Below are 20,057 nucleotides of genomic sequence, written 5' to 3'. Positions count from 1 at the left end.
GGAATGCGACCATGCTGGAACTGCGCAAAGATATCTTCGCTGACGAGCGCGACGATAATTTGAAGGAAATCGGCAAGGGCACCCAGCGCCAGGACATGCTCGGCCATGTCACGGGCACATCCAGCTATTTCAATGACCACAAGCTGCAGGGCATGCTGCACCTGAAGGTCGTGCGCTCGACCCAGGCGCATGCGCGGATCCGCCGGATCGACACCACGGACGCCGAGCGCTCCGCCGGCGTGCGACGGATCATTCGCGGCACTGATGTGCCGGTCAATCTCAACACGCTGCTCAGCCTGATCAACTTCGGCAAGGACGACGAGCCGTCGCTGGCTGTCGACAAGGTTCGCTACAAGGGCGAGCCAATCCTCGCCGTCGTCGCCGATAGCGAGCGCGAGGCCTTCGAAGCCATCGCAAAGGTCCGGGTCGACTACGAGCCGCTGCCGACCGTGTTCGACGTCGAGGATGCGCTCAAGCCGGGCGCACCCGTGGTCAACGAGACCTATCCGAAGAACGCCTTCATCTATCACGACGTCTATGACCATCAGCGCCTGCGCTTTGGCGATGCCGATGCGGCGCTTGCGACCGCCGACCACGTGCTCGAGCAGCGCTACCAGATGTCGCCGATCGAGCACGCGCCGACCGAGACCAACGGCGCCATCGCCGCGCCCGACACCAACGGCCGCTACGTCGTCTACACCTCGACGCAGGCGCTGTTCTTCTCGGTCGACACCTGTGCCAAGATCCTGGACGTGCCCTCCAACACCTTCCACTTCATCGGCGGCACGGTGGGCGGCGGGTTTGGCGGCAAGGTGGATACCTTGACCGAGCCGCTCGCGATCCTCGGCGCCATGATGACCGGGCGCCCCGTCCGCTACATGTTCGGCCGCGAGGAGGAGATGCAATACGGCCCGCCGCGCGGCGCCGAGCGTATCTACATCAAGGACGGCGTCATGCGAGACGGCCGCATCGTCGCCCGAAAAATTCGCGCCTATTTCGACAGCGGCGCCTATACGCGGCTGTCCAGCTATGCCGCGGTGAAATGCGCCGCGCATCTGCCGGGCCCCTACACCATCCCGAACGTCTATGGCGATGTTTATTGCGTCTTCACCAATCGCACGCCGGCGACTGCCATGCGCGGCTTCGGCGTGACCGCGATGGACTTTGCGATCGAATGCCAAATGGACAAGCTGGCAAATCTCGTCGGCATGGACCCGATGGAGTTTCGGATTCTGAACGCCTATCGCGACGGCGACATGAAGGCGCACCGGCGCGAGGCCAAGAACACCGCGCTGATCGAATGCGTGCAGGTCGCCGCCGAGAAGGCCAAATGGCCGATCCGCGACGAGTTCAGGCGTGCCTCCTCGCGCAGGGACGGCGGCGGCAGCCGCGCCGTGATCCCGCCGACACCAACGGACTCGCGCGCAAGGCCGACGGCTCCTTCGCAGCAGCGCACGAGTTACGACCGGCTCCCGCCCACCGTCACCCGCGAACCGCCGCGCGAGCCGCCACCATCAAGTCCGCCGCCGCCCTCGTCGCGGCCGGCCACGCCTTCGCACGGCGCGACCCGCTTCTCCTCCGTGTTCGGCACCAGGAGGCGCTAGATGACCCGGCATCGCGGACGCGGCATGGCGTCGATCAACTATCCCATCGGCATGAATCTCGGCGGCGATCCGAGCCAGGCGCTGGTGCATTCCAACCCCAGCGGCAAGTTCACCGTGGCGCTGTCGTCGATCGATCTCGGCCAGGGCATGAAATCGGTGACGCGGCAGATCTGCGCGGAGACGCTGGGCGTCCCGGTCGAGGACGTCTATGTCGACACCGCCGATTCCGATACCGGCCCGCACTGCATGGGCTCGTTCGCCTCGCGCGGCACCCACCGCGTCGGCAACGCCGTGATGGCCGCCGCCCGCGAGGCGCGCGGCGTGATGATGGAGGCCGCGGCCGAGGAGCTCGAGGTCAACGCCGCCGATCTCGAAACCGACGGGCGCGGCAATATCCACGTCAAGGGCGCGCCGCATCGCTCGATCTCGACCAAGGATGTCGCGATCGCCGCGCAGTTCAAGCAGGGCAAGACCATTTCCGGCCGCGGCATCTTCCTCGTGCCGTTGTCGGACGTCGACCCCGAAACCGGCGAGATGTCGCCGGCGACCTGCTACGCCCATGCCTGCCTGGTCGCCGAGGTCGAGGTCGACGACGAGACCGGCGAGGTCGCGATGGTCCGGATGGACTCCGCCTATGAGCTCGGCCGCGCGCTCAACCCGCGCCTGGTCGAGCAGCAGCTCGTCGGCGGCGCCTGGATGGGCGTCAGTCACGCGCTCTACGAGACGCCCGAGCCCTACTATCCCGATCCGGCTCACGGGCCCCGCGACTTCGTCGAATATCTGATGCCCGGTCCCGGCGACATCTGCCCGCACGATATCGCGGTGCTGGAACGTCCCGCGCCCGACGGGCCGTTCGGGGCCAAGGGACCGGGCGAGATGTGCGCCAATCCGGTGCTGCCGGCGGTCGCAAATGCGATCTTCAACGCCGTCGGCGTTCGCATCGACGATCTGCCGATCACGCCCGAAAAAGTGCTGCGGGCAATCAAGGCCCAGGGCGGCGCGCGGCCGCAGGCACGGCGCTGAGGCTCGTCCATGGCGGTTCGCGGCAACATCGTCGGCATCGACAGTCCCGAGGCGCTGGAGAAGGCGCTTCGGGCAGCCTACTACCTCGCCGACGAGGGCCTTGCGACTGCCGCCTATCTCGGGCTCGCACTCGGCAAGCCGCTGCTGCTCGAGGGTGCGCCCGGCGTCGGCAAGACGGAAGCCGCGAAGGCCATCGCCGCCGTGCTCGGCCGGCGCCTGATCCGCCTGCAATGCTATGAGGGCATCGACGCCTCCGCCGCGCTCTACGAATGGAACTACCCGCGCCAGATGCTCGCGATCCGGCAGGCCGGCGACGACAGCATCGACATCTACGGCGAGACCTTCCTGATCGAGCGGCCGATGCTGGCGGCGCTGCGCGCGCCGGACTCGACCGTCCTGCTGATCGACGAGATCGACCGTGCCGACCAGGAGTTCGAGGCGTTCCTGCTCGAATTCCTCTCCGACTTCCAGATCTCCATCCCCGAGCGCGGCACGGTCCGCGCGGCGGAGCGCCCCGTGGTCGTGCTGACCTCGAACCGGACGCGTGACCTGCACGAGGCGCTGCGCCGCCGTTGCGTCTATCACTGGATCGATTATCCAACCGCCGAGCGGGAGGCGCGCATCATCATGATGCGCGCATCCAGCGTCGCCGAAGCCACGGCGCGCGCCGTCGTCGCGGCCGTCGAAAAATTGCGGCGCGAACCGCTAAGCAAGGCCCCCGGCATCGCCGAGGCAGTCGATTGGGCCGAGGCCGCGACGCTCCTCAACAAGGGCGGCGCGCGCTGGCCGGATGCCTTCAAGCGCTCGATCGGCGTGGCGCTGAAGGACGAGGAGGACCTGCACTTCATCGCGCCCCGGCTCGATGCCATGCTCGCGGAGGCAACCGCATGAGCGCCGAGCTGCAGCTTCCGCGCGCTGCCCGCATCTTCGTTTCCTTCGTCGCGCTGCTGCGCGCCAACGGCTTCGCCGTCGCGCCGGAGCAGACCGCCGCATTTCTCGGTGCGATCGCGCTGCTGGGTCCGCGCGATCTCGACGACATCAGGCAGTCTGGGCTCGCCACCCTCGCGCCACCGCCCGAGCGCCGCGCCACCTTCGACCGGCTGTTCGACCTTCACTTCCGCGGCAGCGAGGCGATCGAGCATGCCGAAGACGGCGAGGACGATGAGACCGTCCGTCTGCAGGAGGAAGGTCGCGGCGACGAGGATCCCCTGCTCTCCGACGACGCCAACGAGTCCGGCCTTGGCGCAACGCGCACCGAGGCACTGGTCGAGCGCCGCTTTGCGCAACTCTCCACGACCGATGCGCTCCGGCGCCTGGCACGAGAGGCCCCTCGCCGCCTGCCGCGGCGGCGCGGGCACCGCCGCTTGCGGGCGCGCCGCGGCCCCTTCGCCGATCTCCGCCGCACTCTTCGCGACAGCGTCCGCAGCGACGGCGAGATCCTCCGTCTCGGCCACATGAAGCGGCGTCAGCGCCCGCGCAAGATGCTGCTGCTGATCGACGTCTCCGGCTCGATGAAGAGCCGCACCGAGGAGAACATGAAGCTTGCGCATGCGCTGGTGCAGGCAGCGCCGAATGTCGAGGTGTTCACCTTCGGCACGCGGCTGACCCGTGTCACCCGCGCGCTAAGGCTGAAGCGCCGCGAACAGGCGCTCAACGCCGCGGCACATCTGGTCAGCGACTGGGATGGCGGCACCCGCATTGGTGATGCACTGCAGGCTTTCCTCACCGTGCCGCGGTTCGGCGCATATGCCCGCGGCGCCGCCGTGGTCATCGTGTCCGACGGGCTCGAACGCGGCGAGCCCGGCACCCTTCGCGACGCCGTCGCGAAGCTATCGCGGCGGGCCTGGCGCCTGAGCTGGCTGACGCCGCTCGCCACAAGCCCGGCCTTCCGGCCGCAGACCGAAGCGCTGGTCGCGATCGAGCGCTTCGTCGACGATCTCGTGGACGGCGGATCGAGCGCCTCGATCGTCGCCCATGTACTGGCACTGGGACGAAGGAGAGCTGCGTGAACGACATTGTCGACGGCCATCATCACATCTGGCGGCAGGCCGACCTGCCCTGGCTGACCGGCCCCATGCAGCCCCGCATCTTCGGACCGTACGAGCCGATCCGGCGCGATTATCCAATCCGGGAATATCTCGACGATCTCGAGGCCACCGGCGTCACGCACTCGGTCTACGTGCAGACCAACTGGGCACCAGAGCATTTCGAAGACGAGGCAGCCTGGGTGCAGCGGACCGCCGACGAGCATGGCTGGCCGCATGCCATCGTGGCCTATGCCAATTTCGCGGCCGAGGATGTCCGCCCGCAGCTCGACCGTCTCAAGCGCTATCCACTGCTGCGTGGCGTGCGCATGCAACTGCACTGGCACGAGAACCCGCTCTACCGCTTCGCGGCCCGTCCGGATCTCTGCGCCGACCCGACGATCCGTCGCAACGTCGCGCGTCTGGCCGATTACGGCTGGAGCTTCGACCTGCAGGTCTTCACCCCGCAAATGCCGGATGCCGCGCAGCTCGCCCGGTCCTGTCCCGACGTGATGTTCGTCCTTCAGCATGCGGGCATGCTCGAAGACCTCTCGCCGGCGGGCCGTGCGGCCTGGCGCGCCGGGATGGCCAGGCTCGCGACCTGTCCGAACGTGGTCTCGAAGCTGTCCGGGCTCGGCACCTTCATCCATCGCAACGACGCCGCGCACATCGCGGCCGTGCTCACGGACACCGTCGCGATTTTCGGCGCCGAGCGCTGCCTGTTCGGCTCCAATTTCCCGATCGAGAAACTATGGACCAGCTATCGCGAGCTCGTCGGTGCGTTTCGCGCGGCCGCAGCCCCGTTCAGTGCGGAACAACAGGACGCGATCTTCCGCACGACGGCGAGGCGCGTCTATCGGCTTTGACAGAGAAGAAACAAGACAGGAGAGAACCGAATGGCGCTGGAGATCAAGATCCTGGACTACGGCGATATCGAGCTGGAATCGAGCTTTCTGGTGCTCGGCCGCGACTGCGGCCGCACCCGCCGCGTCCTTACCCTCGGCTTCCTGATCCTCGGCGGCCCCTACCCTGTCGTGGTCGACACCGGCTATCGCTCCAACCAGATCATGGAAACGCTGGGGATGCGGGGGCTTCAGTACCACGAGAACATGATCGAGAACCAGCTCGCGCGTCACGGCGTCCGCATGGGCGACGTCCGCTTCGTCTGCCACACTCATCTGCACATCGACCATGCCGGCAAGGACGACCTGTTCCCGATGAACACGACCGTCGTGCTCAACCGCAAGGAGCTTGAATATTCCGTCTCCGGCCTGATGCACCCGCAATATCCGGCGCCCGACATCAAGCACCTGATCGACCGCCTGCATACCAAGAGCGCGCTGCGCTTCCTGGACCTCGAGATCACCGGCCCGATCGAGCTGATGCCCGGGGTCTATTGCGATGCCGCCAACGCCCACACCGAGGGATCGATGAACATCATCGTCCACACCGCCGATGGCATCGCGACCATCTGCGGCGACGTGATCTACGACTTCAACGACCAGATCGTGACGCCCTTCAACGAAATCCACGATTGGGAGCCGCGCACCACCGGCAACCACGGCACCAGCAAGCGCGCGGAAAAAGCTGCGATCAAGAAACTTCTCAGCAGTTCGCGCTATCTCCTTCCCGTGCACGATCGTCCCGCCAAGATCGAGGGCGGCCATGTCGTCGGGCGGCTGCACGATCAGGTCCCCGGCCCGATCGTGCAGTCGCTGCCCCAGCGCAACTGGTTCCCGGCTTGATGTTGTCGAGGATCAACCGATGACCCACGTCACCTTGCGAAGCGAATTCGAGACCCTGATCGACCCCTATGCGCCGGTCGCGCAAATCGGCACCGGCTTCGACTTCACGGAAGGGCCGATCTGGCATCCGGTCGATCATTATCTGCTGTTCTCGGACATGCCGGGCGACGTGCGGCGGCGCTGGGACGCGCGGCGCGGCGTCGTCGAGGTCAAGCGTCCCTCGAACAAATGCAACGGCATGACCTATGATGCCGAGCTCAACCTCATCGTCTGCGAGCACGCGACGTCGTCGCTGATCCGCGAGCATCCGGACGGGCGACGGGAGGTGCTGGCTTCGCACTTCCAGGGCCAGGAGCTCAACAGCCCGAACGACGCCTGCGTCCATTCGTCCGGCGCGATCTATTTCTCCGATCCCTGGTATGGCCGGATGCCGGTCTATGGCGTCGAGCGGCCACGCCAGCTCGGCTTCCAGGGCGTCTATCGCGTCGTGCCCGGCGGCGAGCCGAAGCTCGTGGTCGAGCGAAACCTGTTCGATCAGCCGAACGGGCTGTGCTTCTCGCCGGACGAGAGGCTGCTTTATGTCAACGACACCGTGCAAGCGCTGATCCGCGTATTCGACGTCAACAGCGATGGTTCGCTGTCGGACGCGCGCGTCTTCGCCAGCGGCATTCGCTCCGAGCTCGAGCCAGGCGTGCCCGACGGCATGAAATGCGATCAGCATGGCAATGTGTGGGTCACCGCTCCCGGCGGCGTCTGGGTTTATTCGTCGCGCGGGGAGCTGCTCGGCAAGGTCCGCGTGCCCGAGCTGGTCGCCAACCTCGCCTGGGGCGGTCCGGATTTCCGCACGCTGTATTTGACCTCGACCCATTCGGTGTACGCAATCGCGACCAGGGTCGGCCCCCGCCACGAGCCCTACATGAGCGGCAGGCGCGCCGGCGGCGGAACAGGCCCGAGCTCATCGCCAGCCTCGCCCGTCTTGACCGAGGGCGAGATGCGGCTCGATCCGCAACGCTGCGCCATGATCATCCAGGATCTCCAGAACGACGTCATCATGGATGGCGGCGCTTTCGCCGAGTCGGGCGCGCCTGGACATGCGCGGCAACAGCACGTGGTGGACAACGTCCGCCGCCTCGCCGAGACCGCACGCGCCCGCGGCGTTGCCATCATCCACGTCTGGTTCGTCGTCGAGCCCGGCGCGCCCGGGGTCACGCTGAATGCGCCGCTGTTCGAGGGCCTCGTCGACAGCAAGGCGATGGTGCGCGGAAGCTGGGGCGCGGCCCCCGTCTCCGGCCTCGAACCGCGGCCCGGCGACTTCGTCGTCGAGAAGATGCGTATGAGTGCCTGGGAGGGTACGCGGCTGGAGACGATCCTGAAAGCGACCGGCCGCGACATGATCATCAACACCGGTGCCTGGACCAACATGTCGGTCGAACACACCGCGCGCACCGGTGCCGACAAGGGCTATTTCATGATCGTGCCCGAGGATTGCTGCTCGACGATGAATTCCGATTGGCACAATGCCTCGATCAATTTCGCGATGCAGAACGTCGCGGTCGTGACCAGGGCCGATACCGTCATCAGAGCGCTGGGATGAGCTGTGGCAAAGCTGCTGCACCTGTCATGCTCGCCCCGCGCCGAGTCCGAGTCGAGTGCCGGGGCGCGCGTCTTTCTTGACGGATTCCGCCGCGCCCGGCCGGATTGGGACGTCGATGTGGTGGACATCTGGCGCGAGCGGATGCCGGAATTTACGGGCCCCATTGTCGAAGCCAAGTATGCGCGCATGACGGCTCGGGCCTTCACCCAGGCGCAACGCGACAGCTTTGCCGAGGCCGAGCGAATGGCGCTGCGCTTTTCGCTCGCCGATCGGGTGCTGATCTCGACCCCGATGTGGAACTTTGGCCTTCCCTACAAGCTCAAGCAGTGGTTCGACATCATCGTCCAGCCCGGGCTCACCTTTCGCTTCGATCCGTCGCAGGGATATTTCCCGCTGCTGCAGGATCGGCCGACGCTGATCATCATCGCCAGCGGCAGCGATTTTGGCACCGGAATGAACCGCGGCCGGATCGATATGGCAACGCCTTACTTACGGGAAATCCTGCGCTTCATCGGAATCAGCAATGTCAGTTTCGTGCTGATCGGTCCAACCACGGGACCGCAGCAGCCGATCGATGCTGCCCGTGAAAGGGCCCATCAGCGCCTCGCTGCAATGGCCGCGACCTTTTGATTGGAGCCAGTGCCTGTCTCTTTCAAGTCTGCGGGACCGCTTCATCGATCGACCGCTCCATTGATGAATGGTGTACGACGCCTCCGACAATGATCCTGCAGAAGTTCACGGTGAAACGACCGTAAAGGGCGCCTAACCCGGACCCCGAGGATGCGAAGCGATAGGAGGAACCGAGAACGCGAGCGATCTCGAACAATCCCATGAACTCGTGGTGCGCCAGCGCCAAGTTGATGCCGAGCAGCGGCAGCAACAGGCCCTGCATACCGACGCCGCTCATGACGCCCTCGCTTCGGGGCGCGGCAGCGGCAGAAACTGCGCGAGGTGAGCACTCCTCCATTGATATGGCGTATCGCCGGCGAAGCGCTTGAACACCGTCGTGAAATGGGCCTGTGTCTGGAACCCGACGGTCAAGGCGATGTCGACGAGCGAGATGTCGGACCGCTGCAGCAATTCCTGGGCTCGTTCGATCCGCCGCTTCAGCAGATAGTCGTGCGGCCGCATGCCGACGGCCGCCCGGAACTGCGCGGCGAAGTGCATCCGGCTCAGGCCGGCAACGGCGGCCAGATGCTGCAAGGTGACCTTCGCGTCCAGATTGTCATCGACATATTGCATGACGCGCTTGAGGCGCCATTTCTGCAACGACCGTACCGCCCGGCAACCGCGCCCTCCGCGGGCGCCCTCGGCCAACTCGGACTGGCCTCGTCCGACCGTCGTCCCTCCGCTGGCCTTGCGGGTCAGAATGGCCAGGCGCAATGCGTCGACGAGAATGGCGGAATCGGGATGGTGCATGGCTTTGGTGGCCGCAAGTGCATCCGAAAGGCGCCGCATCACCGGGTCCGTGAGCGCCTCCGCACCCGTCTCCCGATCAGACTCCGCGGACGCGTGTGCAAGACGCTTCGCGGACACCCTGAAGCTCGGCCCCCCATTGGCAGATCCCTGCACGTCCGGCGCAGGCTGCTCGATGGCCAGCGCCACATCCAGATGCACGAGGGAAAGCGTCACGGCCTCCTCGCCGGAACGCGGCGAACGTCTCGATGGCCGCAGCCGCGGGCCGTCGATTGACGAGACGTCAATTGCGGCGGCGGCAAGATCCTTGGAATTTTGCGAGTATGACACCTGCAGCGACATCGTCGAACCTCCTTGTCCCATTTCGCACCGGCAATGCCGACCGGCTTGTCCGAATGCGATGGGAGCAGATTAATTCGGCGATGCGCGCGCTCCATTCTACGCGCGGGTGCAGGGATAAGGTCTCGGGTTAACCGCATCATACGCAAGTATGATGCCGGGCGAGAGGGCGGGCGGAACACCTCGTTTGGGACGCTCGAGCCGGGTGCCCCCGCCTGCCTGCGGTAAGTTGACGCGCCTGCGATCGGCAAAATCACCAATGAGCCTTGTTCCGCCGGGGACCCACCCTGTCGGCGCCCGTGCCGGCGTCAACTGTCCACGAGGTCTTCCACGAGAGCACGAAAATCCGCCGGCTGGATATTGTGGACGCGATCAAATCGCGGCATCAACGCGGCTGCGATGAGAAGAAGCACCGCCTGTGACGATGACGAACTCTTGATCGGCCCACGGGTTCATCCATGAGCCGCGCCGGCCTGCGGTTCTGGTCCGCCTTCCTCGCCCTCGCGGTTTTCCTGGTCGACGTGCTGACGCCGCTCGAGGGCGCGGTCGCGGTTCTCTACGTCGTGGCGATCCTGCTCGCGGCGAGGACAAGCCGGCGCAATGACATCATCGTCGCCGCGATTGGCTGTGCCGCCCTGACGATCACCGCGTATCTGTTATCGCATGATCACGAGCCCATCGGCTCGGCGGCCCTTCGTGCCCTGGTGAGCCTCGCGGCCATCGCCATCACGACCCTGCTCGCGCTCCAGAATCATGCCGCGACCAATCGCCTGGCGGCGCAGGCGCGCCTGCTCAACCTCTCGCATGACATGATCTTCGTCCGCGATCGCGCCGGCGTGATCAATTTCTGGAACAAGGCCGCGGAACAGACCTACGGCTGGTCAGCCGATGAGGCGCTCGGGCAGGTCGCCGACAGGCTTCTGCGAACCAGCTATCCCGACCGGAGGGAAGCCATCGAGGCCAGCCTGCTCGATACCGGGCGATGGGAAGGCAGGGTGGAGCAACGGACGAGGGCCGGCGCCGCACTCGCGGTCGATGCCCGCTGGGCCCTGCAGCGCGACCATCTCGGCAAAGCTGTCGGCGTGCTCGAAACGCACACCGACGTCACGGACCACGTGGCGGCGCACAGCGCGCTGGTGCAGAGCGAGCAGCGTTACCGCCGGATGTTCGACGCAAGCCGGATTGGCGTCGTCGAGGAGGACTGGAGCGGACTGCGGGCCGCACTGGATTCGCTATCGACCGGAGCGGCGGATCTGCGCGCTTATCTGGCACGAAACCCCGATTTCGTCCGGCATGCCCGCGGGCTCGCCGCAATCATCGACGTCAATCCCGCCCTGCAGAAGATGGCGGGAACGAGCAGCTCTGCGGCCTTCATCCAGAACGTGGACAAGCTGCTGGGCGAGAACGATCGCAGTTTCCTCGAAGCGCTGGTCGCATTCGCGGAGGGAGAACGGTTCCACGAAGGGGAGACCGAACTCGTGCGCCTCGACGGACGGAAGGTCCCCGTGCTGTTCACCATCACCTTTCCGCCTCAATCCGACGAAAATCACAACGTGCTCATCTTCGTCGTCGACATCACCGAGCGCCGGCAGGCGCAGGACGCGCTGCTCGCGGCACAAGCCGAGCTCGCCCATGCTGCGCGCGTCGCCACCCTCGGCGAGCTCAGCGCGTCGATTGCGCACGAGGTGAACCAGCCGCTGGCGGCGATCGTGACCAGCGGCGAAGCCGGCTTGCGGTGGCTGCGGCGCGACGTACCCGATCTCAAGGAAGTTGCGACGACGATCGACCGTGTCGTTGCTCAGGGCCGCCGCGCCAGCGAGATCGTGACCCGCATCCGGACCTTCCTGAAGAAGGCCCCGCCCCAGCGGGACATGCTGCAAGTCGCCGAGATCATCGAGGAGGCGACCGCACTGGTGGCACGCGAGCTCGCCAAGGACGACGTCGCCCTCACCGTCGAGGCGCAGCACGGCCTGCCGCCGGTTCGCGGCGACCGGGTTCAGCTGCAACAAGTCCTGGTCAATCTTCTGATCAATGCCAGCCAGGCCATGTCAGGCCGGCCCGGTTCCCGCACCATCACGCTGCGCGCCGGCAGCGTGGACAGCGAAACCCTCGCCATCACGGTGCAGGACAGCGGCCCTGGCATCCAGCCTGACGACCTGCCGCGCCTGTTTGATCCGTTCTTCACGACGAAGGATGGCGGAATGGGCATGGGGCTTGCGATCTGCCGCACCACGGTGGAAGCTCACGGCGGACGATTGTCGGTGGTGAGCACCCCGGGCTCGGGAACGACATTCCACCTGACATTGCCATTCAGCCAAGAGCACGCCTCGCCATGACACGACCAAACCAGGCGCTGCCGCCAGCCCGGCCCTCCAACGCGATCGTCATCGTCGTCGACGACGACGCAGGCATCCGGGCCTCGCTCGACAGCTTGTTCCGATCCGTCGGTCTCGAGACGCGCCTGTTCGGCTCGCCGGCCGAATTGCTCGCCGGCTCGCTGCCCGACGGCCCCGGCTGCATCGTGCTGGACGTACGCCTTCCGGGCGTGAGCGGGCTCGATCTGCAGAGCCAGTTCGTCCGGCAGGGCATCAGCTATCCGATCATCTTCATGACCGGCCACGGGGACATTCCGATGTCGGTGCGCGCCATGAAGGCCGGCGCCGTCGACTTCCTTTCCAAGCCGTTCCGCGACCAGGACATGCTTGATGCCGTGACGGCAGCGCTCGAGCGTGATGCTCAGCACCGCGCCGAAGCCGCGACCAAGGAGGACATCCGCGCCCAGTACGAGACCCTGACGGCGCGCGAGCGCGAGGTGATGGGCCATGTCACCTCGGGCCTGATGAACAAACAGGTGGCCGCCCTGATCGGCCTCAGCGAGATCACGGTCAAAATCCACCGCGGGAACGTCATGCGCAAGATGGGGGTTAGGTCACTGGCCGACCTCGTTCGCAAGGCCGAGGCGCTCGGAGTTTCCCAAACCCGCAGGACTACGGACCAAACCTGAGTATAATTTCGGCGGTCCTGCCCTCGGGTGCATAAGGCGTCGTCGGCCGCGCAACGGGAGATATCCTCCTTGCCTTGCGGAACACCGCGGTCAGGATTGTGCGCAAATGGCCAAGACCCCTGTGATTGCGATTGTGGACGACGATGAAGGCGTTCGCACTTCGCTGGCGAGCCTGGTGCGCTCGCTCGGCTACGAGGCCGATGCCTACGAATCCGGCATGGATTTCCTGCGGCATGCGCCGGGAGACGATCCGGCGTGCATGATTGCCGACATTCAGATGCCTGTTGTCGCCGGCGATGAACTTCAAGCACGGTTGATTGCCTCCGGTCGCCGCTTCCCGATCATCTTCATGACGGCATTTCCAAGCGAATCCGTGCGCCAGCGCGTGATGGCGGCCGGCGCGCATTGCTGTCTCGGCAAGCCCTCCAGCGGCGATGAGATCATCCGCTGTCTCGAAGAGGCGCTGGCAGGCCACGTGCCGTAGCCGATCCGCCCGCCTCTCGGGCGACGCCTCCCCCCCCCCCGAACCAGACGTGCATTCCGGCAAGCGGGATGGTGGACCGGAAATGCCGGCAGGCCCGGCAAACCTCATAGTCGGCATCGATTTTATCGACATCGGCCGGGCGGCACGCTCTGCCGGGAACGGATGGGGCACGATGCCAGTGACCGCCACCAGTGCTGCCGCACCGCGCCCGCTGGTCTTCGCCGGCTTCCCGGCCAGCTCCTGGGCGTTCGCGCTGCGGGTCTGGCTGGCGATGATGCTCGCACTCTATGTGAGCTTCTGGCTCGAACTCGAATCCCCCTCGTCGGCGGCGTTGACCGTGGCGATCCTGGCTTTGCCGACGCGCGGTCAGGGCATGGAAAAGGCCGGCTACCGGCTGCTCGCGACGGCGATCGGGGTCGTGGCATCGATTGCGATCGCCGGCGTGTTTTCTCAGACCGACGCCCTCCTGCTCGCCGTGCTCGGCATCTGGGTCGGGCTCTGCGTCTATGTCGCCGCCATGCTGGACGGCAATCGTGCCTATGCGGCGGCGCTCTGCTGCATCACCGTCGCCCTGATCGCCATCCAGCAGATCGACACGCCGCTCCAGGTCTTTCCGACCGGCATAGCGCGCGGCGCCGCCATCGGCATCGGGGTCCTTGCGGTGGCGCTGGTCAACGAGGTGCTGGCCGCGCCGGACTACCATCCGGTGCTGGCAGGGCGCATCGAGGCGCTGCGCCGACGGGTCACGGACCTCACGCAGGGGACCGAGCCTGACTCCGCAACGGCCGCGGCGGACCTGTTGCACGACATCGCTGCGATACGTCCGGAGATCGCCAGCCTTGCGACGGAATCGAGCATCGGCACGGCAAGAACCGCGTCCGCGCGTTCCGCGCTGGTCGATCTCGTCAGCGCACCCTCCCTTGGCCGCATGCTCGCGGCGCTCCCCGTCACGTCTGCCCCGGCGCAAAATGCGGACGACCCGGGCCGGGAGGCGGCCAGGCTGACGACCATTTCGCGATGCTGGCTCCAGAGCGAGATCAGCCACAAGCTTGCCCAGGTCCGCGGCAGCCACGATGCGCTGCGCGAAGGGACGCGTCCGTATCATGCATGGCGCGCGCCGCTCTACCGCTCGCGCCGCATTGCGGCGGAGACCGGCGCACGGGCCGCGATCTCATTCACGCTGATTGCGATCTTCTTCGCGCTGACAGGCTGGCCGACCACCGAGCTCTGCCTCTCGCTCGTCGCGGTAATCCTCGGCCTCGGCTCGACGGCGCCCGCGCCGCGCACCTTCACGATGGTGACAGTGGCGGCGATGCCGATCGCCTGCGCGCTGGCCGGCATCCTGAAGTATTTCGTCTTCAACGGCGTGTCCGAATTTCAGCTGCTGGCGATCGGTCTCGCGCCTGTCGCCATCGGCTTCGCACTGCTGATCTCATTGCCGAACCCGCTGCTGTGCTCCCTCGGCCGGCTCGCCCTGGTGTTCACGATCGCCGTACTCGCACCGGCCAATCCGCAGAGCTACGACCCCGAAGTGTTTCTCGTGACGAGCTTCTTTGCCTGTCTGTCGTCCGTGCTCGTGCTCGCAGCGCAGATGCTGCTGCCTCCCATGTCGGGCGACCGGCGAGTTCGTCTGCTGCTGCGAGAGGCCAGGGGGGAGCTGGGCCAGCTCGACAGCTGGCGAGATCGAGACCTCGCGCCGGAGGAAGCCGCGTTCCGCGACGCAGCTCGGGTCGAACAGATTCTAACCGCAAACGGCGCCTCGACTCTCGATGGTCAGATCGCGGCCAGGGCGATGCACTGTTTCGACCAGGCCGAGAGCCTGCGGCGCTGCCGCGCCGAACTGGAGCGGCTGACACGGGGGCCGCTTGCACGAGTGGTGCAGGACGCACGAGAGGCCCTCGCCCGGCGTAACGGTGCCGCGATCCTCGCTGCTGCCAGGGCGCTGCGCAAGGCGGCATCGCGAAACAACCTGTCCGCCAATTCGGCCATCGCCGTGCTGGTTCCGGCAAGCGCCGTATTTGCACCCCCACGGTCTCCAATCGATCCCAGCCAAGGCAGGCAGCCATGACGAACACATATCGGGAGTTCGTCGTCGGCGGCGTGCTCATTGCTCCCATCGTCTCCTATGCCGCAATCGCGCTGCTTGCGTTCCTGATGCTTCGCCCGCTGCTGCGCTTCGTCGGCTTCGCGAGACTCTTCAGCAACCCGTCGCTCGCCGAACTCAGCCTCTACATCGCGATGTTCGGTTTGCTCGCACTGTTCTTCTAGGGAGAAAATCGTAATGCACGCGACCCTGTCCCGGGACGCTGCCCCGCTCCGCGGCGAACCGTCAACCGAAGACACCGATACCACCGACGCCATGGACCGATCGGTCGAGCCGCAGCCTGTGGCACGCGACACCAGCGTTCGCTCCGTGGAAACCCGCGGACCTTCGGCCCAGGCCGCGCACACCGCGAAGCAGCTGCGCTATGCCGTCGGCCGGTTCATCCGCGGTGCCGGCAAGCATCTTGCGACCCTCGGCATCGCACTGCTCGCAGTGTTGATAGCGGCTGCGACCTGGCAGCACTACGTCACCGCTCCGTGGACGCGGAACGGCAGCGTCCGTGTCCAGGTTGCCAATGTCGCGCCGCAGGTTGCGGGCAAGATCGTGGAGCTTCGGGTCGCCGACAACCAGTTCGTCCACAAGGGCGACGTTCTCTACGTGATCGATCCGTTCGACTTTGAGGTAGCCGTTCGCATCGGCAAGGCCCTCGTCGACCAGCGGGCCGCGGACCTCGTGGTGAAGCAGGCCGAGTTCGACCGCCGACAGCACCTGTCCGATCTTGCGACGACACCCGAAGAGCAGCAGATCTTTGCAGGCAATGCGGCACAGGCGAAAGCTGCCTACGAGGCGGCGGCGCATCAGCTCGCACAGGCGGAGCTGAACCTGAAGCGCACCAGCGTGGTCAGCCCCGTCGACGGCTATGTCACCAATCTCTTGTTGCGCGCGGGAGACTATGCCGTCACCGGCGTCAGCAACGTTTCCGTGATCGATTCCAACAGTTTCTGGATCGATGGCTATTTCGAGGAAACCAAGATGGCGCGGGTTTGCATCGGCGATCGCGCTGAAGCGCAACTGGTCGGTTATCCCAAGCCGATACTGGGACATGTGAAGACCGTGACGCGCGGCGTCAGCGTGTCGAACGCCGCCGCAGGCACACAGGGCCTGCCCAACGTGGACCCGATCTACACCTGGGTGCGCCTCGCGCAGCGCGTGCCGGTTCGCCTCGCCATCGACACCGTGCCACCCGATGTGCCGCTCGTCTCCGGCATGACAGCGACGGTGACCATCCGACAGCCCTCCGCGGGCGGAGGCCAAACCTGGCTCGACCGGTTCCGCGCGACCTTCGTCGATCCCGTCTCCGATCTGTTCGGCGCGGGCCGTCCGCCTCGTCCGGACTGCCTGCAGGCGACGTCGCAGCAGCGCCCCGAGGTGGAAGCGCTTCCCTATGCGCGCGAGCCTGCGGTTCCGCCAGCAGAGAAGGTCGCACCCGCCTTGACTCCTGGCCTCGACGCCTCGCCACGCCTGCCCTGATACGCGCGCGCGCCGACGCAGCGTCATCCGGAACACGTCGGGCCCCGTCCAAGCTCTCAGGCGGCCACCCTCCGTCGACGCGCAAAGGCTGCGTCTCACCTGCTGCGCAGGGGCCTGTCGTGAATCATGCGAAATGAGAAACGGCGGGGGTTCATGAAATACTTTGGCTGCGGGATCGGCGATGGTGTGCATGTTGAGTGACTGAGACCCCCAAGTCACAGCTCGAGCCTCCCTCCTCCCTGGGCATGCGAGCATTCAGGGGCCGTCCTCCCCCAAGGGACGGCCCCCTTTTTTCGACAGCACAACGCGCGGGACATCGTCCGTTCGGGGACTTGCCGGCATTAGGGGCTGACGTGACGCCTGACCCAGGTGCGGACGCCCTGAAGACTCCTGAAATCATCCAGCGCGCGCACCGGCGCGATTTCCACCGCCATGCCGCTCAGCGCATGTCCCGGCCCGAGTTCGAGGAACCCCGTCGCGCCCGCTTCGACACAGGCTTGCAGGCAATCGGCCCATTGCACGGTCTGCGAGATCCGCGCGGCGAGCTTATCGAGACCAGTCTCGCGCGAGACGACCGGAGCGGCATCGATTCCGCTCAGAATGCGGGCGCCGGTCCTCGGTGGGAATACCGCTGGCGCCAGGCGCAAGGCCTCGCGAAAGACCGCAGACGCTCCAGCGAGCCGTTCGGTGTGGGAGGCAACCTCAACCGGCAAGGCGACCATCCTTGCGCCGTGCATGGACCGCGCGTCCTCGGCGATCCTGCTCGACGCCTCGCGGCCACCGCCAATGACAAAGGCATCGCCAGGATTGACGATGGCAACCGCTGCGCCGTGGCGCTCGCAAAGGCCATCGGCCTGCGCTCGCGAAAGGCAGCGAATGAACAGCAGTCCATCACCGGCGCGCGTCGCCGCATCCATGGCATCCGCCCGGCGTGCCACAAGGTCGAGAGTGATGGTCGCGTCGCCCGGCGCCGGCTGCAATGCGCGCGTCGCGCGCAGCGCGGTTGTTCTGCCAGCTCGTCATCGCTTTTTTTCCTTCGTCGGACCAGCGCCGCCCTGCGGCGTCAGCGTTTTTCCGATCGCATTCGTGAAGTTTCGGAGGCAGTCGGGACGGCGGGAGTGCTGTCTCTCCCGCCGTCCTTCCTTCCACCGGCCGTGCGTCAGGACCGGCAAAATGCGTCGTCAGCGAGTGGCCGGTTGATCGATGCTGCGTGCGGCGCGGGTGATCACAGCCGCAACTTCCTTCGGATGCGACTCGTAGACCGAGTGGCTCGCGCCCGGGATCACCGTGATGTGGCTCTTGGCGCGCTCGTAGTACCAGCGTTCCAGATCTGGATTGATGATCTGGTCGCCGCCGGCGACGATGCCCCAGCTCGGCTTGGTCTTCCACGCAGCCTCCGTCAGCGGCGTGCTGAACACCTGCGCCGCGGCCGGGACCTGGGAGCGCGCAACGAACTCGGCCCGCTCGCGCGGGAGATCGGGCGCGAACAGCTTCGGGAATTGCACGGGATCGAGATAGGTGAACTTGTCCGGCGTGATCTTGATGACGCCTTCAGTCTTGCCGAGCACGCTCGGCGTCTTCTTGCCCAGCGCCGATTCGTCCTCTCCAACGTCGGGCGCGTGCGCGGCGACGTAGACGAGGCCGGCGACATTGGGGTGAACGCCGGCTTCGGTGATGATCGAACCGCCATAGCTGTGGCCCACCAGGAGCGTCGGACCATCCTGGAGATCGAGAACCCGCTTCGCCGCAGTGATGTCGTCGGCAAACGACGTTTCGGGCTCCTGCACCATGGTGACGCGGAAGCCCTCCCTGGTCAGGATCTCGTAGACCGGCTTCCAGCCGGACGCATCCACCCAGGCGCCATGCACGAGGACGATGTTCTTCAACGGTTCCGCACGCGCCGGGGCGACGCCCGCGAACAGGGAAAGGGCGGCAGCAAAGACGAGGCCAGCGTTGAGGTGTTTCATGTCTGGATCACTCCGGGTTGGAACGATCCGACATTAAGTTCGACGTTTGCCTGCGTATTTCGGCAAACAACGGCCCTTGCCACTTCGCACGCCGGATATGTCCGCCGCAGCTCCGATTCCGCTCGCGTCCGGTTTCTTTGGCAGCACGACCTCGTGCGCATGCAGAGCGGCCGACGTTCTTAAGCGAAAGACCGCTCGTATCGATTCTGACATTCGAGACAGACGTTCAGTCACCGACACGAGAGGATCGACAATGACATCGAATTCACTCATCCGGATCGCAGCTGCCATTATAGTCCTCCTGAATGCGGCAACTCCGGTTCATGCAGCGTCCTGCGAGGATTCGATCGGGCGTGTCCAGGCACAGCTGGACGCGGCGATCGAGAAGAATGCCGGCGCACATGGCTGGGGTCCGGAAAGCCTCGACGCACTACGCGGTTATCAACCCACGCCGCGATCTCTGGCGCAGGCGCAAGGCGCGAGCGGAGCGCATCTTCGGCTCGCGCTCGATGCCCTCGATCGCGCGCGTGCCGCGGACCGTTCTGGCGACATCGCCGGGTGTCGCCGCGAGCTGTCCAGGGCGGCGCTGCTGCTTCAGAAGCGGCGACAATGATTCCGGAGGGGATGCCTTTTCGATCGTGCGGCCAGACAGCGAGGCGTGCGTTCAGGGAATACCGGCACGCCGGCCGCTCCCTATCGTTCCGCGCAATGAAGGAATCCGGAGCAGCCCATGCGAGAACAGCCCTCCTCGAACACGTCCAGATACCGCCGGCTTGCATCGATGCTTCCGGGCGCGGCGCTCGCAGTCAGCCTGATATCGTTGCCCTCCGCCGCGGCCATTGCGCAGATGGCGCTGCCGACGATGCCTCCATCGATCGGCATGCCCTCGACCTCGCCGCTCAACCTGGGTTCGACGCGGCCTGAAGGCATTCCGCTGGGCTCGACTGAGATTGCAACGCCGGGCGTATCCCCGATCACGCCATCGCAAGGCACGGCGAACTGCGCCGCCTCAGGCACCCCCGGATCATCGGGAGCCCTGTTCGACGGCGGCGGGCTCTCCGGAAGCTCGTCACCTGGCTGCCCGAACGGCATGACGACCCAGTCAGCCTTGCCTCCCTCGACATCGACAGTCGGACGCGTCGGGATTCCGCTCGGATCCACCGAGCTCGGCGGCGCCGGAATCAGTCCGTTCGTGCCGGTGCCCGGCCCCGGCTCCAGCCCTGGCTCGATGGGCAGCACGAGTTCTATCGACGGTTCCGGTACTCCCGGAGATCAGCAAGGAC

At 66.1% G+C, this 20,057-nt stretch carries 20 protein-coding genes; 15 read left to right on the top strand and 5 right to left on the bottom strand.

Going from position 1 to position 20,057, the window contains the following annotated elements:
- Positions 1-11: 11 nt before the first annotated feature.
- The 8 genes from XH87_RS32755 to XH87_RS32720 are packed head-to-tail and all read left to right on the top strand — an operon-like array spanning position 12 to position 8,620.
- On the top strand, positions 12-1,604 hold the full coding sequence (locus tag XH87_RS32755; RefSeq protein WP_271590422.1) for a xanthine dehydrogenase family protein molybdopterin-binding subunit: 1,593 nt from the start codon (positions 12-14) through the stop codon (positions 1,602-1,604).
- Positions 1,605-2,627: a xanthine dehydrogenase family protein molybdopterin-binding subunit gene (locus XH87_RS32750; RefSeq protein ID WP_091887626.1), complete on the top strand. Its 1,023-nt coding sequence runs from the start codon at positions 1,605-1,607 to the stop codon at positions 2,625-2,627.
- Positions 2,628-2,636: 9 nt separating this feature from the next.
- Positions 2,637-3,518 (top strand): AAA family ATPase, encoded by an 882-nt coding sequence (locus XH87_RS32745; protein WP_035699172.1) that lies wholly within the window; start codon positions 2,637-2,639, stop codon positions 3,516-3,518.
- Positions 3,515-4,636, top strand: a complete 1,122-nt coding sequence (locus XH87_RS32740; protein WP_271590421.1) for a vWA domain-containing protein — start codon at positions 3,515-3,517, stop codon at positions 4,634-4,636. The genes XH87_RS32745 and XH87_RS32740 overlap by 4 nt, the downstream gene beginning before the upstream one ends.
- Positions 4,633-5,517, top strand: a complete 885-nt coding sequence (locus tag XH87_RS32735) for an amidohydrolase family protein (RefSeq protein WP_271590420.1) — start codon at positions 4,633-4,635, stop codon at positions 5,515-5,517. The genes XH87_RS32740 and XH87_RS32735 overlap by 4 nt, the downstream gene beginning before the upstream one ends.
- 30 nt (positions 5,518-5,547) lie before the next feature.
- Positions 5,548-6,396 (top strand): MBL fold metallo-hydrolase, encoded by an 849-nt coding sequence (locus XH87_RS32730; RefSeq protein WP_158669297.1) that lies wholly within the window; start codon positions 5,548-5,550, stop codon positions 6,394-6,396.
- Between the two features lie 19 nt (positions 6,397-6,415).
- On the top strand, positions 6,416-7,990 hold the full coding sequence (locus XH87_RS32725; RefSeq protein WP_271590419.1) for an isochorismatase family protein: 1,575 nt from the start codon (positions 6,416-6,418) through the stop codon (positions 7,988-7,990).
- A 3-nt stretch (positions 7,991-7,993) separates the two neighbouring features.
- A complete protein-coding gene (locus XH87_RS32720) occupies positions 7,994-8,620 on the top strand; it encodes an FMN-dependent NADH-azoreductase (RefSeq protein WP_271590418.1) in 627 nt (208 codons plus the stop codon).
- A gap of 22 nt (positions 8,621-8,642) precedes the next feature.
- On the opposite strand, the gene XH87_RS32715 is transcribed toward XH87_RS32720, so the two are convergent.
- Both XH87_RS32715 and XH87_RS32710 read right to left on the bottom strand, forming a co-directional pair.
- On the bottom strand, positions 8,643-8,897 hold the full coding sequence (locus tag XH87_RS32715; protein WP_035699184.1) for a hypothetical protein: 255 nt from the start codon (positions 8,895-8,897) through the stop codon (positions 8,643-8,645).
- Complete coding sequence (locus XH87_RS32710) at positions 8,894-9,748, bottom strand: helix-turn-helix domain-containing protein (RefSeq protein WP_271590417.1); 855 nt, start codon at positions 9,746-9,748, stop codon at positions 8,894-8,896. The genes XH87_RS32715 and XH87_RS32710 overlap by 4 nt, the downstream gene beginning before the upstream one ends.
- Positions 9,749-10,203: 455 nt before the next feature.
- Here XH87_RS32710 and XH87_RS32705 point away from each other — a divergent pair, with 455 nt between their 5' ends.
- From XH87_RS32705 to XH87_RS32680, 6 genes are all read left to right on the top strand, one after another.
- A complete protein-coding gene (locus tag XH87_RS32705; RefSeq protein ID WP_271590416.1) occupies positions 10,204-12,081 on the top strand; it encodes an ATP-binding protein in 1,878 nt (625 codons plus the stop codon).
- Positions 12,078-12,749, top strand: coding sequence for a response regulator transcription factor (locus XH87_RS32700; protein WP_035699187.1), 672 nt, complete (start codon positions 12,078-12,080; stop codon positions 12,747-12,749). Before XH87_RS32705 ends, XH87_RS32700 begins: the two co-directional genes overlap by 4 nt.
- 106 nt (positions 12,750-12,855) lie before the next feature.
- Positions 12,856-13,233 (top strand): response regulator transcription factor, encoded by a 378-nt coding sequence (locus XH87_RS32695; protein WP_271590415.1) that lies wholly within the window; start codon positions 12,856-12,858, stop codon positions 13,231-13,233.
- Positions 13,234-13,405: 172 nt separating this feature from the next.
- Positions 13,406-15,301: an FUSC family protein gene (locus XH87_RS32690; protein WP_271590414.1), complete on the top strand. Its 1,896-nt coding sequence runs from the start codon at positions 13,406-13,408 to the stop codon at positions 15,299-15,301.
- A complete protein-coding gene (locus tag XH87_RS32685; protein WP_271590413.1) occupies positions 15,298-15,501 on the top strand; it encodes a DUF1656 domain-containing protein in 204 nt (67 codons plus the stop codon). The genes XH87_RS32690 and XH87_RS32685 overlap by 4 nt, the downstream gene beginning before the upstream one ends.
- Before the next feature lie 13 nt (positions 15,502-15,514).
- Positions 15,515-16,807 (top strand): biotin/lipoyl-binding protein, encoded by a 1,293-nt coding sequence (locus tag XH87_RS32680; RefSeq protein WP_271590412.1) that lies wholly within the window; start codon positions 15,515-15,517, stop codon positions 16,805-16,807.
- A 341-nt stretch (positions 16,808-17,148) separates the two neighbouring features.
- Here XH87_RS32680 and XH87_RS32675 read toward each other — a convergent pair whose 3' ends face one another.
- Complete coding sequence (locus XH87_RS32675; RefSeq protein WP_271590411.1) at positions 17,149-17,724, bottom strand: hypothetical protein; 576 nt, start codon at positions 17,722-17,724, stop codon at positions 17,149-17,151.
- Between the two features lie 264 nt (positions 17,725-17,988).
- Positions 17,989-18,774: an alpha/beta hydrolase gene (locus XH87_RS32670; protein WP_271590410.1), complete on the bottom strand. Its 786-nt coding sequence runs from the start codon at positions 18,772-18,774 to the stop codon at positions 17,989-17,991.
- 253 nt (positions 18,775-19,027) lie between these two features.
- Between XH87_RS32670 and XH87_RS32665 the strand changes: the two genes are divergently transcribed.
- Complete coding sequence (locus XH87_RS32665) at positions 19,028-19,387, top strand: hypothetical protein (protein WP_271590409.1); 360 nt, start codon at positions 19,028-19,030, stop codon at positions 19,385-19,387.
- Positions 19,388-19,467: 80 nt separating this feature from the next.
- Here the strand turns inward: XH87_RS32665 and XH87_RS32660 are convergent, their stop codons facing one another.
- Entirely contained in the window at positions 19,468-20,013 is a 546-nt protein-coding gene (locus XH87_RS32660; RefSeq protein WP_199763025.1) for a hypothetical protein, read from the bottom strand.
- Positions 20,014-20,057 lie beyond the last annotated feature (44 nt).

The sequence above is a fragment of the Bradyrhizobium sp. CCBAU 53415 genome (genome assembly GCF_028128735.1).
Taxonomy (GTDB): Bacteria; Pseudomonadota; Alphaproteobacteria; order Rhizobiales; family Xanthobacteraceae; genus Bradyrhizobium.
This window is presented reverse-complemented; position numbering and strand designations above follow the sequence as displayed.